11 protein-coding genes are annotated in these 15,130 nt (G+C 68.1%); 4 read left to right on the top strand and 7 right to left on the bottom strand.

Annotation, left to right across the window (positions count from 1 at the left end):
- Positions 1-192: 192 nt before the first annotated feature.
- Both LTV02_RS27280 and LTV02_RS27285 read right to left on the bottom strand, forming a co-directional pair.
- Positions 193-1,935, bottom strand: coding sequence for an ABC transporter ATP-binding protein (locus LTV02_RS27280; RefSeq protein ID WP_233034690.1), 1,743 nt, complete (start codon positions 1,933-1,935; stop codon positions 193-195).
- Positions 1,932-3,911, bottom strand: coding sequence for an ABC transporter ATP-binding protein (locus LTV02_RS27285; RefSeq protein WP_233034691.1), 1,980 nt, complete (start codon positions 3,909-3,911; stop codon positions 1,932-1,934). The genes LTV02_RS27280 and LTV02_RS27285 overlap by 4 nt, the downstream gene beginning before the upstream one ends.
- 103 nt (positions 3,912-4,014) lie before the next feature.
- Between LTV02_RS27285 and LTV02_RS27290 the strand changes: the two genes are divergently transcribed.
- The 3 genes from LTV02_RS27290 (at position 4,015) to LTV02_RS27300 (ending at position 6,325) form a co-directional block, all read left to right on the top strand.
- A complete protein-coding gene (locus LTV02_RS27290) occupies positions 4,015-4,494 on the top strand; it encodes a TIGR03667 family PPOX class F420-dependent oxidoreductase (protein WP_233034693.1) in 480 nt (159 codons plus the stop codon).
- A gap of 62 nt (positions 4,495-4,556) precedes the next feature.
- Positions 4,557-5,492, top strand: coding sequence for an RluA family pseudouridine synthase (locus LTV02_RS27295; protein ID WP_233034695.1), 936 nt, complete (start codon positions 4,557-4,559; stop codon positions 5,490-5,492).
- Between the two features lie 68 nt (positions 5,493-5,560).
- The gene (locus tag LTV02_RS27300; RefSeq protein WP_067712110.1) at positions 5,561-6,325 is read left to right on the top strand and encodes a CPBP family intramembrane glutamic endopeptidase; all 765 of its coding nucleotides are present in this window, start codon (positions 5,561-5,563) and stop codon (positions 6,323-6,325) included.
- 117 nt (positions 6,326-6,442) lie between these two features.
- On the opposite strand, the gene LTV02_RS27305 is transcribed toward LTV02_RS27300, so the two are convergent.
- The 4 genes from LTV02_RS27305 to LTV02_RS27320 form a co-directional block, all read right to left on the bottom strand.
- Entirely contained in the window at positions 6,443-6,856 is a 414-nt protein-coding gene (locus tag LTV02_RS27305) for a hypothetical protein (RefSeq protein WP_067712113.1), read from the bottom strand.
- Between the two features lie 173 nt (positions 6,857-7,029).
- A complete protein-coding gene (locus LTV02_RS27310) occupies positions 7,030-9,189 on the bottom strand; it encodes an MMPL family transporter (protein ID WP_233034697.1) in 2,160 nt (719 codons plus the stop codon).
- 37 nt (positions 9,190-9,226) lie between these two features.
- Positions 9,227-9,736 carry an EXLDI protein gene (locus LTV02_RS27315; protein WP_169815349.1) on the bottom strand — a complete coding sequence of 170 codons (510 nt, stop codon included), beginning with the start codon at positions 9,734-9,736 and terminating at the stop codon, positions 9,227-9,229.
- A gap of 237 nt (positions 9,737-9,973) precedes the next feature.
- Complete coding sequence (locus LTV02_RS27320; protein WP_233034699.1) at positions 9,974-10,927, bottom strand: LysR family transcriptional regulator; 954 nt, start codon at positions 10,925-10,927, stop codon at positions 9,974-9,976.
- 79 nt (positions 10,928-11,006) lie between these two features.
- Between LTV02_RS27320 and LTV02_RS27325 the strand changes: the two genes are divergently transcribed.
- Complete coding sequence (locus LTV02_RS27325) at positions 11,007-11,423, top strand: DUF5997 family protein (RefSeq protein WP_233034701.1); 417 nt, start codon at positions 11,007-11,009, stop codon at positions 11,421-11,423.
- Between the two features lie 259 nt (positions 11,424-11,682).
- On the opposite strand, the gene LTV02_RS27330 is transcribed toward LTV02_RS27325, so the two are convergent.
- The gene (locus LTV02_RS27330) at positions 11,683-15,006 is read right to left on the bottom strand and encodes a 3-carboxy-cis,cis-muconate cycloisomerase family FAD/NAD(P)-binding protein (RefSeq protein WP_332909537.1); all 3,324 of its coding nucleotides are present in this window, start codon (positions 15,004-15,006) and stop codon (positions 11,683-11,685) included.
- Positions 15,007-15,130: the final 124 nt, after the last annotated feature.

Raw genomic sequence — 15,130 nt, forward strand, 5'->3', positions numbered from 1 at the left:
CCCACCTCCCCGGTTTAGGTTTGCATAGCCTTACCTTAGCTGGAATTGCCCGCTATGCGAAGTGCGGTGAGACAACTCTCGAAACTCTCAGGGGCTGACGCCCCCGAACCCCCTCGGGCGGAGAGGGTCTCGCGCGGGGCGACCCAGTCGTGGAGCTGGAGCCCGCGCCCCGCGATAGGGCGGCGACTCGGGTCAGGCGGGGGCGGGTTCGAGGCGCCAGCCGGAGGCTCGGGTGCGTTCGAACCAGAAGGCGGCGTAGCGGCCGTCGAGGGTGAGGAGTTGGTCGTGGGTGCCGCGTTCGATGATGCGGCCGTTTTCCATGAAGAGGATCTGGTCGGCGTGGGCGATGGTGGCGAGGCGGTGGGCTACGACGATTACGGTTTTGCCCCTGGTCAATTCGTGGATGCCGCGGACTACCACCGCTTCGTTGTGGGGGTCGAGGGCGCTGGTGGCCTCGTCGAGAAGGACTATCGGGGCGTTCTTGAGGAGGGCGCGGGCGATCGAGACTCGTTGGCGTTCACCGCCGGAGAGGGCGGTGCCGCCTTCACCGACGGGGGTGTCGAAACCTTCGGGGAGGCGGGCGGCGATCTCGTCCACGCGGGCGGCGCGGGCGGCGGCCAGGACTTCCTCGTCGGTGGCGTCGGGGCGGCCGGCTCGAATGTTCTCCAGAATGGACCGATTGAAGAGGTAGACGTTCTGGAAGACCAGGGACATCTGCCCGAGCAGGAGTTCGGTGGGCTGTTTGCGGGCCTCGTGTCCGCTGACCGTCACCTTGCCGGAATCGGCGTCGTGGAAGCGGGCGGCCAGGCGCAGCACCGTGGATTTGCCCGCGCCGCTGGGGCCGACGATCGCGGTGGTGGTGCCGGCGGGGACGGTGAAGGAGACGTCGGAGAGGACCTGGGTGCCGGTGCGGTAACCGAAGGCGACCTGGTCGAAGACGATTTCGGGCGCGCCGGGGACGACCTCCTCGTCCGATTCCCATTGCGGCAGCACGCGTTCGGCGAGCAGCGCGCTCACCCGGTCGGCGGCGGACGCGGCGGCGCGCAGGGCGCCGCCCAGCTGAGCGGCCTGGTTCAGGGGTTCGATGAAGCGGGAGCTGACCGCGATCAAGGCGATGGCGGCGGCCGCCGAGATGGCCCCGCCGGTGACGCGGCCGACCACCAGGTAGACCAGCACCAGGAAGACCGCCTGGACCAGCAGCGAGAAGACGATCAGGCCGGGGACGGCGGCGAACATCATGCCGAAGGCGGCCTTGCGCTGGCGTTCCAGGGCGGTGTCGAGGGCGCGATTGCCCGCGCCCACCGCGCCGAAAGAACGCAGGACCGGTTGCGCCTGAGCGAATTCCAGCACGCGGGCATTGGCTTCGGAGGCAGCCTCGTGCATCTGCTCGTCGGCGGCCACGTAGGAGCGGCCCGCCCAGCGGTTCACCAGGTACAGCACCGGAGCGGCCACCAGCATGGCGAGGGAGATACGCCAATCGATGAAGAGCATGCCGACGGCCACGCCGAGCGGAACCACGATGCCGGTGAGGATCTTGGCCAGCAGATAGGCGATCAAGCCCTGTACTTCGCGGACGTTCTCGACCACGACGCGGGACAGCGCGCCCGCGTTCTGGCCGTCGAACCAGCCCAGCGGCAAGGCATTCAGGTGATCGCCGATGCGGGTCTGCAGGCCGTGCTGCATGCCGACGCCGATGCGCAAGCCGAGCACCGCTTGCAGATAGCTGAAGACGATCACACCCGCGACGGCCAACGCCAGGCCGCCGGTCCAGGCCCAGGCGCTGGCGAGTTCGTCACGGAACAGCGCCTGCAGCACCGGAACCAGCAGCACATAGGCGGCGGCCTGGCTCAGCGCCTGCGCCAGGATCGCGGCGACGAGTTTCGGTGTGAGCGGCGCGAATTCGGCCGGCACCAGCGCGAACAGCTTGCGGATCACCGCGATTCCTCCAGGGTGACGGCGGTCAGCGCCGCTTCGTTGATTTCCCACAGGCGCTGATAGGTCCCGCCCGCCGTGCTCAAGGTGGCGTGATCACCCTGCTCGACCAGGGAACCGTGCTCCAGCACCAGGATTCGATCCACACCGGTGATGGTGTGCAGGCGATGCGCGATCACCAGCACGGTCCGGCCGGCGACCAGCACCGCGAGCGCGTCCTGCACCGCCGCCTCGGATTCCGGATCGGCGAACGCGGTGGCCTCGTCCAGCACCAGGACCGGGGTGTCGGCCAGCAGCGCGCGGGCGATCGAAAGACGTTGCGCCTCACCACCGGAGAGAATGGCGTCCACGCCGATCTCCGAGTCGTAGCCGCGCGGCAGCGCGGTGATGCGGTCGTGGATCTGGGCGGCCCGGGCAGCGCGCTCGAGCGCATCGGCGTCCGCGTCCGGCTTGGCCAGCAGCAGATTGTCACGGACCGTGCCGCGGATCAGGCGCACGTCCTGGAACACGAACCCGACCGTGCGATACAGCTCTTCGGTGCCGAAACCGCGAATATCGCGGCCGCCGATGGTGATCCGGCCGCCAGTCACGTCGTAGAACCGGGGCAGCAGCTTGGCGAGCGTGGATTTGCCGGAGCCACTGGGGCCGACGAGCGCGGTGATGGTGCCGGGCGCGAGCTCCAGATCGACGCCACGCAAGACCTGGTGATCGTCGCGGTAGCCGAAGGTCACGCCCTCGAAGCGCACGCCTGCACCGGTGAGATCCTCCTCAAAAGGACGCGGGGATGACGAGGAGGCCGAGGCACCGGAGAGGGTCTCCGTATCCGAGGAGACCGCATCGTTCGGGGAAGCCGTGGTGTCCGGGGAGCCGATGCCGGGAACGTGGGGCGCGGGAGTCGCAGCGCTCGAAGGCAGTTCGGGGGTTTGCATCAGGTCGTGCAGGCGGAGGGCGGCGTCGCCGGCGGTGCGGAGGGCCTGTGCGCCGTAGCCGAGGCCGAGAAGGGAGCTGCCCAAACCTAACCCGACCAGGAGGAATGGGAGCAGGTCGAGGGGTTCGAGCCAATGCAGGCCAACGCCGGCGAGGCCCGCCACGACCACGAGGAGCATGACGAAGACGGGGGCGACCACGGTGTCGGAGATCGACTGGATGGTCATGACCGGCAGCTTGAGTTTGCGCAGGCGGTCGGTCTGGTTCTCGACGGCGGCCTGGAATTCGCTGTACGCCTTGCCCGCTCGGCCGAAGGCGCGCACCACCTGGATGCCGTCGACGAATTCCACGGTGGCTTCGCGGGTGCGGAGTTCGGATGCGTTGTAGGCGACCAGGCGTTCGCGGCCGGGCTCGTCGAGCATCTGCTTCATGCAGAGGGCGTAGATCACCAAGGGCAGCAGGAGGACCAGGGTTAGCCGCCAGTCGACGGTGGCCAGGTAGACGAGGGTGACCAGGGGGACGGTCACCGAGCCGATGAAATCCAGGCGGGCGTGGGCGACCAGGTAGTGCAGCGCCTCGACGTCGTCCTGGAGGTACTTCTTGACTTCGGAGGAGGTGCGTTCGCCGAACCAGCCGAGCGGGACGCGGGTGAGTTTGTCGGCCAGCAGGCGGCGCAGGGTCAGCTGGTACTTGGCATCGACGGTGTGCGACCAGGTCAGGGCGGCCGCTTGCAGGACGGCGCGGACGATCAGGACGATCACCGCGATCAGCAGCAGACGCCAGACGCGGCCGGTGTCCACGGCATCGGAGAGCAGTTCACGGGCGGCCGAGACGATCAGCAGGAACGGCACCACCGCGCACACCGAGGCGATGGCCACGACCAGGCTCGCGAGCGACAGCGTGCCCGCGACCGGCGCGAGAATCTCCTTGCGCGCCTGGGCTTCCCGCTGTTTGCGCGCCTTGGCGGCGGCCTTCTCGGCGGCCTGGTCCGTGGTCCCGGCGGCCCCCGCCCCGGATTGCGTCGCCTCGGGCGGCGCTACCTCCACCGTCATCTGCCCTGCCTCTCGATCCGATCGGTTCGCCCGATCCTCACACAAGAATCGACAGGAAGATAGGTTAGGCTAACTTTCGAGGCCGTGCGCGCGGGACCCCCGGATGGCGGAAACCCGCCGGACCGGAATCCCGTCCCCGCCCCCGCTGTTGGTCAAGTCCATGACCCTTGTCGACACCGGCACAAAATTCGGCGCCCGCGTCGCCGAACGACTCGACCGCGACACGATCATCTGGCTCACCACCGTCGCCGCCTCCGGCACCCCGTCCCCCAATCCGGTCTGGTTCCTCTGGGACGGCGCCGAATTCCTGGTGTTCAGCGAACCGGGACAGGCCAAGCTCCGCAATATCGCCCGCAACCCCCGGGTCGCCCTGCACTTCAACACCGACGCCACCGGCGGCGACGTGGCCATCCTGACCGGCACCGCCCGCATCGACGAGCAACCGCCCACCGCCGCCGAGATCGCCCGCTACACCGAGAAATACGCCAAGGGCCTGGTCGATATCGAGATGACCGCCGAGAAGTTCTACGCCACCTATTCGACCCCGATCCGCATCGCCCCGGACCGCCTGCGCGGCTTCTGACCACGCTCGCGCCGGGCATACCGTGCCGTTCCGGCAAACCCGGCGCGACTAGGGTCGTGCGGGTGAGACGCAGGCAGCAGCCGCCGCTACCCAAGCGGCACGGATTGGATCCGGCGCGGCTGCGGCTGCCCGAGGACGGCGCATGGGCGACCATTCGCGATCATCTCGTGGAGCGGCTGCCCCGGGTGGATCCGGCCCGCATCGACGAGCTGCTGCACGAGGGCGGGATCGTGGATCTGGACGGTCCGATCGCGCCGGACGCGCCGTACGTGCCGGGCGGGGCGGTGTGGTTCCATCGCGATCTGCCCGAGGAGAAGACGGTGCCGTTCGAGATCGGCATCGTCTACCGCGACGACGACATCCTGATCGCCGACAAACCGCATTTCCTGTCGACCATTCCGCGCGGGCAGCACATTTTGCAGACCGCGCTGGTGCGACTTCGGCAGGAGCTGGAGCTACCGGATCTGATTCCTGCGCATCGGCTGGATCGGGTGACCGCCGGGCTGGTGCTGTTCGTGGTGAATCCGGCGCGGCGCGGGGCGTATCAGACCATGTTCCATAAACGCCTGGTGCACAAGGAGTACGAGGCGATCGCGCGCTTCGATCCGGAGCTGGAACTGCCGCGCACCGTGGTGAGCCGGATCGTGAAGGAACGGCAGGTGCTCAAGGCTTACGAGGAGCCGGGCGAGCCGAATGCCGAGACCTATATCGAACTGGCCGAACACCGCGACGGCCTGGGCCGGTACCGGCTGCGGCCCAGGACCGGGCGCACCCATCAGCTGCGGCTGCACATGAACAGGCTCGGGGTGCCGATCCTGGGCGACGACTTCTATCCCGATCTCACCGACAAACCGGTCGACGACTACACCCGGCCGCTGCAATTGCTGGCCGCGGTGCTGGAATTCACCGATCCGATCACGCGGCAGCCGCGCCGCTTCGAAACCCGCCGCACGCTGCAGGCTTGGGACGATCCGGCGGGCTGGGCGCACGGGGTGTGAACCTGAGAATCCGGGGTATCGACCACAAACGAAGCCCGTTCTAAGGATCCGTCCGTACACTGGCCCCGATGTCTCGAAACGATAACGGTGCGGTCGCCGTGCTCGCCGATCAGCCCGCTCCCCCCGGTCACCGGCTGCACGCCTATATCGATGTGGCGGTCGTTGTCGTCGTCTTGACCTGCACGAATCTCATCGCGCACTTCACCACGCCGTGGGCCAGCATCATCTCGGTGCCGATCGCCGCGGTGGTGCTGGTCGGTATGGTCCGGCGGCGCGGACTGGCCTGGCACGAACTCGGGCTCTCGCCACGGCACTGGCGCAAGGGTTCGCTGTGGGCGCTGGCCGCGGTCGGCGTGGTGCTGACGGCGGTGGCCATCGGGGCACTGCTGCCCATCACCCGGCCGTTCTTCCTGGCCGATCGCTACGCCACCATTTCCGGCGCGCTCATCGCCTCCATGATCGTGATCCCGTTGCAGACCGCCATTCCCGAGGAGCTGGCCTTCCGGGGCGTCCTGCACGGGACCCTGGATCGGGCGGTCGGCGCGCGCGGCGTATTCGCGGCCGGTTCCATGCTTTTCGGGCTCTGGCACATCGCCTCGTCGCTGGGATTGACCAGCGGCAACAAGGGATTGAGCAGTTTCCTCGGCGGCGGGGTGGCCGGGCAGATCGCCGGTATCGCGCTCGCCGTGCTGGCGACGGCGGGGGCGGGCGTGGTGTTCACCTGGTTGCGCCGCCGCAGCGGCAGCCTGCTCGCGCCCATCGCATTGCACTGGTCGGTGAACGGCGCGGGCGCGCTGGCCGCCGCCGTGGTCTGGCATACGACGCTGCGTTAGCGGAGGGGCGAGCCTGGCCGGCCAGGGAACAGAGGATGGTGGGCCGGCCAGGCCCGGGACGATCCGGCGTGATCGGGTCGCGCCGAATCGAATTCGTGGGTTCTCTCGAACCGGGTGCTACGAGCCCAGGAAGCCCAGCGGGCCCGCGCCGCAGGTGGCGCTGCCGGTCAGGGTCGGCTGCGCGACATTGACCCGCAGTTCCCAGGCCGAACCCTGGAGCACGGCCAGGGTGTGGGTGCCGGCGCCCTTGGGGGTCCACTGCACGGTGGCCTTGCCGTTGACCGGATCGACCGAGCCGCCGCCGGAGATGATGACGCCGTTGTCCCAGAACGAGACCGGGAACCAATGGTCGACGGTGGCGGTGATCTGGTAGGTGCAGGCGGCGTAGATATTGCGGGCGTTCACCGACAGTCCGGTGGGCGAGGCCGAGGCGTACGGCGCGCTCAGGGCCGCAGAACAGGCCAGCACGCCCAGGGCGGTGGCCCCGACGCCGATTCGGCGGGCGATGTGGTTGTTCACGGACATGGTCATCGAAGTAACTCCCTTGGTACCGGCCGCTTCGTGTGCGGTCCGGGCGAACTGTATCGGCTGTCCAGTTCAGCGCGGGGCACTTTCGGGAAAAAACTGAAACACGTTTCTGTCAGAAGGTTCGGGAAACGCGAAAACCCGCCTCCCCGAAGGGAAGCGGGCTCGCTGAACTGCGATTACCGGCGGGCCGGATCGTAGTCGTGGACGGTCCAGTCCGAGCCGACCTCCTCGATCGGCTGCCGGGCGTCCCCGCCGTGCCCGGGCCACCAGGCCTTGCGGCCGATCAGCGCGGTCACCGCCGGGGTGAAGAACATCGCCATGACGAAGGCCGCGATGGCGATGCCCACCGAGATGGCGAAGCCCATCTGCTCGAGCATGGAATTGCCCGCCAGCATCATCGAGGCGAAACTGCCCGCCAGGATCAAACCGGCCGCCGCGATGGTCGGACCCGTATGCCGCACGGCCAGCGCCGCCGCGGTGTGCGGATCGTTGCCCTCGCGGGCCTCCTCACGCAGTCGGGCCACCATCAGGATGTTGTAGTCCGTCCCGAGGGCCACCACGAACAGGTACATGATGATCGGCATCGTGAAGATCAGGCCCGAATCGCCCTGCGCGTGCTGGAAGATCAGCACCGCCGCGCCGAGCGTCGCGCCGAAGCCCAGGAACACCGAGGCCATCAGGTACCAGGGGGCCACCACCGAGCGCAGCAGCAGTCCGAGCACCAGCATGATCAGCACCGCCGCCACCGGGAAGACCACCTTGTAGTCCCGGTTCATGGCCGCCTTGAAGTCGACGAAGACCGAGGTCAGACCACCCACCTTGGCTTCGGTGCCGGTCGGCGCGGCACTGTGCGCGGTATCCCGCAGCGGGCCGCCGACGATCTCCAGCGCGGCATCGGACTCCGGCGCGGAATTCAGCGTGACCTGGTATTCGGCAATCGTCTTGTCCTGCGACAACTTCGGCTGCGATACCTGGCCCACGCCTTCGACCCCGGCGAGTGCGGTGCGGTAATCGTTCAGCTGGGCATCGTTCAACTGCCCGGCGCCCGCACTGCTCAGGTACACCTGCGACGGCTGGGTGGTGCCGGCGGGCAGGCCCTTGAGCATTTCCTTCTGATACACCACCGATTCCGCGGCGTTCGAAGTCGAGCCGGAACTCAGATCGAAGGTCGGATTGAAACCGGCCGCGAATACGCCCAGCGCCACCAGCACGCCGCCGGACGCCACCGCGAACACGGCGGGCCGCTTGCCCAGGGCCGAGCCGATCGCGGTGAACCGCGCCCCCTTCGGCTCCACCTGCCACGCCTTGGACGGCCAGAAGACCTTGGTGCCCAGCAGCGAGACGATGGCGGGCACCAGCGTCAGACCCGCGGCCAGGGTCACCGCGACGGCGATGGCCAGGGCGTAACCCATGGAGCGGAACATGCCCATGGAGGACAGGGTCAGCGCGCCGAAGGCGATGATGACCGCGGCCGCGGCGGAGGTGATGGCCTCGCCTACCCGCTCCACCGCATTGACCACGGCGGTCTTGGCATCGTCGCCGGCCCGCAGCCGTTCCCGGAAGCGGAACATCAGGAACAGGATGTAGTCGGTGCCGACGCCGAACATGACGATCGACAGCAGCGCCTGCACCGAATTGTCGATCTTCAGGTCGAAGGCCTCGGCCGCCATGCCGATCAGGCCGGTGGCCATCGGGGACAGCGCCATGATGACCAGGATGGGCAGCAGCGCGATCACCGGGCTGCGGAAGATGACCAGCAGCAGCACCACGATCAACAAGATGGTGGCGACCAGAATGATGGCCAGGCCCTTGTTGCCGGATTCGGTCTGATCCAGATTCGAAGCGGCCGTACCGGTGACGCCGGCCTTCAGGTCGGTTCCCGCGGTCTGCTCCTTCAATGCGTCCCGCAATGCCTTGACCGCGTCCCCCTGCCGGGTATCGGTCTGGCTGTCCATCTTGGTCATGCCGACCGCGACGATATCCACCAGGCGGTTGTCCGACGGCGGCGTCGCCACGATGCCGGTGATGTTCTCGATCTTCTTCTCGGTCAGCCGCGCCGCGGCCGTCTGCACGGCCTGGGCGTCGATCTCGCTCAGCGGCGCGCCGTCGGCACGCTCGAAGACGATGAGCGCGGCCGGCGGTTCACTGTCCGGAAAGGCCTTCTTCTGCACCTCCGCGGCCTGAATGGACTCGTAATGCGAAGGGAGGAAGTCGGATTGATCGGTGGTGGCGGCGAGCTTGGGCGCTACGGCCACCACTCCGACGATGGCGATCAGCCACAGGCCGATCACCAGCCAGGGCTTGTCGACGACGAATCGTCCGAGGCGGGAGAACATGCGGGAGAAGTCCTTTCGGGGTTCGGCCGCTTGTAGGTCAGATGTCGAGGACGGTTTCGGACGGGTTCTCGGTCACATCGGCGACGATGCGGAAGACCTTGGCGGGCACTCGATCCCGCAGCTCGCCGAGGGTCTCGTAGATGTCGAGGGTGAAGTCGCCGTAGCCGTCGTCGCCGAGGCCGAGCAGTTCGCGCCAGTTCTTGAAGCCCTTGACCCAGTCGGTCAGCGCGGAGAAGTCGGACTGATCGGAAACCCGTCGCGCGGTGGCGAATTCGAGCTTCTTCTCCTGGTAGGCGTGCTTGGTGGCGTTCTGCAGGTCCTGCCATTCGATGTAGTGGCGGTGCACGACGAACTTGCCCTTGCGGCTCACGTAGACCCGGACCACCTCGGTGCCGGCCTTGGTGACCTCGTTGGCCTCGGCCAGCAGGCGGCCGGTGAACTTCTGGGTGCGGCCGCCGCCGGGGCCGACGCGCAGTTCGAATTCGCGCAGGCCGGACGGGAGGGCGGGCTGGGTGTCGTCGTCGGTCTTCTGGATGTCGATGGCCATGATCAGGCTCCATTTCATTCATGAATGCGCATATGAGCATTCAGATAGAACAGTGTGTCGCGACTCGGCGAAACACACTGTGTAGCAAGCGTTCTCGGTACAACCCCCGAGCTTCTCAGCTCGTGCAATCACTATAAGTAGACGTATACGTATAGCGCAACCCTGAGATGACCCTGAACTTTGCCCTGAGATGCGAAAAGGCCCGTCTCCCAGCGGAGACGGGCCTTCGACCTGGAGTTATCGGCCGCGACGGGACGACGGTTTGGCGGGTTTGCGAGCGGATCCGGACTTCGGCTTGCCCCCGGCGGGCGGCTTCTTCGCACTCGAGGATGACTTCTTGGCCGGCGGTTTCTTCGGCTGCTCCTGACCCGACGGCGAACGCGAGCTGTTGGCCGACCGGCCGCGCACGATGCCGACGAATTCCTCCACCAGTTCCCCGGTGTGCGCGGTCGGCCAGGCGAGCGCGACCTCGGTGTCGGGGGCGTCGGTGACGGTGCGGTAGACCAGATCCTTGCGATGGTGCAGGCGCGCGATCGAATGCGGGACGATGGCCGCGCCACTCACCGCGGCGACCAATTCCATGGTCATGGCGGCATCGTCGATATCCGACGCGTCCTGCATGCGCTCGTCCGCGAGATCGGCGGTGGTCACCGCGTCGAAGGCGGCGATCGGATGGTCCTTGGGGACGACCACCACGGGCAGTTCGTGATAGAGCGGGATAGCGCTCATGCCGTCACGATCGATGGGCAGCCGGACGAAGCACATGTCCACCGCGCCCTCGCGCAGCGCCGACTCCTGCTCCTTCATCGGCACCGGGAGCAATCGCAACGGAATGTCCGGGAACCGGTCCGCCCACACCCGCTCCCATTTGGTGACCGTGACCCCGGGCACGAAACCGACCCTCAGGTTCGGCACGCCGTCGGGCACCGGTTCGGGCGCGGCGGCCGCCGCCTCGGCGAGTATCCGCCGCGCCGCGTCGAGCAGTTCCTGCCCGTCGTCGCTGAGCGTGGTCGGACTCACCCCGGGCAGGAAAAGCTTGGTGCCGAGCTCCTGCTCCAGCTCGATCACGGTGCCGCTCAAGCGCTGCCGGGCGATGCCCAGCGCCTTGGCCGCACGCGCGAAGTGCAACTCCTCCGCGACCGCGACGAACCACCGCAGTCGTTCCACATCGATGGACTCGAACCGGCTCATTCCACCCAGGCTATTGCACGGCGGCCGCGTCACCGCACCGCGCGCCCGGTTGCCGCGGCCCGCCCGATACCCTTGATCGGTGAGCCCGGACAAGAACCCCCAGACCATGAAGCCGCTGACCGCGGCCAACAAGCTCGGTATCTACCTGCCGGCGACCCCTGAGGAGTTCCGCAACAACCCGGTCACCCGCGCGCAGCTCGAAGAGCTCCGCACCAACCCGCCGCAGTGGCTGACCGATCTGCGACAGACCGGTCCGTTCCCTCGCGATGTGGTGGCCCGCAAACTCGGGGTATCCAATTCCGGCCTGGTGCGCGCCGGTATCGAGGAAGCCCTCGACGCCGAACAGATCGCCGCCCTGCTCGCCGAACCCCCCGCCTGGCTGCTCCGCGAACGCGAGAACCTGGTCGAGGTCCGCAAGGAAGCCGACCGCGTGAAAACCAAGGAAGCCGACCGCCGCGCCGCCTCCAACCGCCCGCCGAAGCGCCTGTTCGGGTAGGCCCGGCTCTCGGGATTCTCAGGGGCTTACGCCCCCGAACCCCCTCGGTGGAAGACGCGAAAGCGAATTCTCAGCGGCCCACCCAGGCCCGAACCGCCTCGGTCCGAGGACGCACACAGTGCCGAACTCACGGCGGCGCCTCACATCCGAACCACTCGGCCGGGCGCCGGTGTGATCGTCGGGAACTGGTCGCGGTGTTCATCGGCGGATGCCGCAACCAGTTCCCGGTGATCGCTCCGCCGGGTTGAGGGTTACCCGGTCAGAGACGGCGGAGGACCCGATCCACGAGGTCGGGGGCGGCGCCGAGATAGTTTTCGGGGCGGAGCAGGTCTGCCAGTTCGGGTTTGGACAGGTGGAAGGCGATATCCGGGGATTCGGCCAGGATGTCGGCCAGGGGGCGGGCGGTGGACTGGGATTCGAAGGACGCCGATTGCAGGGTTTTCTTGGCGACCGGTTTGCCGAGCAGGGGGGCCAGGCGGATCGAGAGGCGCTCGGAGACTATTTGGCCTTCGCTGAGAGCCAGGTTCGCGGTCATGCGGTCGGCGTCGGCGGTCAGGCCGTTGGCGAGTTCGACGGCGGTGTGCGCCGCGCCGCCCACCAGGAGCAGGCAGTCCCGCAGCGGCCGCCATTCGGCGTGCCAGGCGCCGGCCGGGCGTTCGTCCTCGGCCAGCAGCGCGCCGAAGAGAGTGGAGGCCAGTGCGGGGACCTGGAGGGCGGCGGCGCGGATCATGGTGCTGAGCACCGGATTTCGCTTCTGTGGCATGGCCGAGGATTCGCCGCGTCCGGCGGCGGCGGGTTCGACGAGTTCGCCGATCTCGCTGCGGGACTGGGAGATCACGTCGACGGCGAGCTTGCCCAGCACCCCGGAGGTGAGCGCCAGCGCCGACGCCAGGTCGGCGATCGGGGTGCGGGCGGTGTGCCAGGGAATCGGGCTGATGGTGAGGGAGAGTTCGGCGGCGAACGCCTCGGTGAGGCGCTGCGCGATCTCGGCGGCGGGGGCCTGGGCGAGATCGGAATCGGTGCAGCGGGCGCATTCCACATAGGAGGCGAGAGTGCCTGCGGCCCCGCCCAATTGGACCGGCAGCGAGGCGCGGACGCGGGTGAGGCGGTCCCGGGCGTCCAGCAGTCCCTGCATCCAGATCGCCACCTTCGCACCGAAGGTGGTGGGGACCGCGTGCATGGCGAGGGTGCGTCCGGCGATCGGGGTGCTGCGATGGTCCCGCGCCAGATCCGCGAGCGACACCAGGACACAGTCGATATCGGCGATGATGACCGCGAGCACCCGCGATGCGATCAGCATGGTCGCGGTATCGAGAATGTCCTGACTGGTCGAGCCGTAATGCACATAGTTGGCGCTGGCCGGATCCACATCGGCGACCGCGCGGTGCAGCCGCTCCACGAAGCACACCACCGGATTCGCCGCGCCCCGTGCGGCTTCCGCGATCTCGCGCGGATCGAACTCGTGCTCGCGCACCGCGATGGCGAGATGTTCGGTGACGGTCGGCGGCACCATGCCCAGGCGCGCCTGGGCCCGGGCGAGCGCCAGCTCCACCTCCAGCATGGCCTCGATCCAGGCATCGTCGCCCAGCAGGGATTCCACCGGCGTACCCACGCCCACGGGGGCGAGCAGGCCGCACTCGACCGTCATATCGTCATGCCTTTCACAGTGATTCGCTGATTCCTGATATCGATGGGCGGTGAGGATCTCGCGGGCGATGGCATCGCCGTCGGCGAGGGTCACCGAATTCACGCCGGGGCGCGGACCGGCCGCCGTCACCCAGCGCACCGCCTCGGTCGGCACCCCGAAAGCGAAGCGGCGCGGGTGAATTCGCCCGCTCGCCTCCACCACGTGATGCGATCCGGGCGCGACGGCCAGCCCGCCGGTGCGGTAGGCGCTGCCGTCCGGCGAGCCGATCACGTAGTCGCGGGCCTGCTCCCGGTGCACCAGGTTGCGCAGCAGGGGATCGGCGGTGCGCCTCAGGTCCGGGGCGGGCAGCCAGGCGTCGATGAGCGTGCGCCCGGCCGCCACCGAACCCGCGACCTGCGGTGAGCGCGCGACGAATTCGTGCCCGTCGATGCCGACCCGCATACCGGGCCCGACCACCCGCACCACCCCGGCCCGGATGAGCGCCGCCAGTTCGGCGATGCGCGCGGCCGGCGGGCCGATGGACAGGAAGGCGTTCATCGGCGTGTACCAGCGGTCCAGGTCGTCCCGATACGACGACCCCGCGATCCCGCCGTAGTCGACGATCAACCGGACCTCGTTGCGCAGATCCCGCAGCACGTCCAGGGCGGCCTTCACCGGACCGCGCACATTCCCCAGCTTCGCCTGCCGCACATCGGCATCCAGGTACGCCAGCAGCCAGTCCTGGAATTCCCCCGGATCGGCGAAGCGGCGGCCGCCGGTGGGATCGACGAGACTGAACCAGTCCCAGCGCTCCCGGTCCCGGATGTCGAAGCGCGCCAGCAGTTCCGACGCGGCCTCGTCGTTCGCGGCGGCGAGATAGCGGGCGCGGAAGGACTCCAGGCGCGTCGGGCTGAGGCGGTCGGCCAGCAGGCCCGCGTAATAGACCGATTCCACTTCGCGGGCGATCAGCGGCCAGACGTCCCGGCGGAACGACACGTCACCGGATTGCCGGGCGCGCCTGCGCAATTCGGCGATGCGGCCGGAGTCGAGCAGGACGGGCAGGTAGCGCTCGTCCACGCCCTTCTGATTCTCCCCGCGGGCGTGATGCGGCACGCCGCGCCGGCAACCGGCGATGATCTGCGGCTCCCGGCCGGACGGGATGTACTCCAGTCCGGCGTCGGATTCCTTGAACCGGCCGCCGCGCCCGGCGGTGAGCAGCACCAGATAGTCGAAGAAGGTGAGCCCGAGGCCGCGCACCAGCAGCGGTTCGCGTTCCGGGATCCGGTCCAGGTCGATATCGGCGGCATTGGCGGGCGGGATGTGACCGAGGCCGAGGCGGCGGGCCGAATCCGGCAGGGCGCCCGGCTCGTTCGCGCCGAGTTCGGCCAGATGCCCCTGGGCCAGCACCACGGCGTGCAGGCCGCGCAGGCGTTCGCCGGTGCTCAGCTCCACCTCTTGCAAACCACCGGGTCCGTCACGCAGATCGACGGCGGTTGCCGTGATTTCGCGTACGTGCACCCATTCCGCGTAGTGGTCGCGGGTGCGTTCGAAAACCCAGCGCAGGTAATGGCCGTAGAAGTAGCGCGGCGGATAGCTTTCCGGGCGGATGCGCAGCGCTTCCCGATAGGCATCGGCGGGCAATCCCGCGAAATTGCCTATTTTGGCCAGAAAATTGGCCCATTCGTAGAGGCTGGGGCCGCGATCGACCGGGCCGGCCATATCGACGCTGTCGTCGGTGAAGGCCGTAACCTGTTCCGCCACCGTGTTCATCAGCAGGTGAGCGGACTGGGCGGTGCGCCACACGGCGCCGGTGCCGACGCGCGCCGAGTCGATCAAGACCAGTTCCACGCCCGCGGAATTGCCTAGCTGCCGGGCATTAGCACAAATTCGTTCGAAGACATTCAGACCACGCGGTCCCATTCCTACGATCGCTATACGCAATGCGTTGTCGAGCATTCACCCTCACCGATTCACGCTCGAAATCATGCCCGGTAGCGGGCACGTCGCCGAGGCTAGCAGTGCCCGAAATATCCCTCAAGAACGTGTGGTATGGAATGCCGGAATAATCCCGAAAAATGGC

It is taken from the genome of Nocardia yamanashiensis (genome assembly GCF_021183565.1).
Lineage (GTDB): Bacteria > Actinomycetota > Actinomycetes > Mycobacteriales > Mycobacteriaceae > Nocardia > Nocardia yamanashiensis.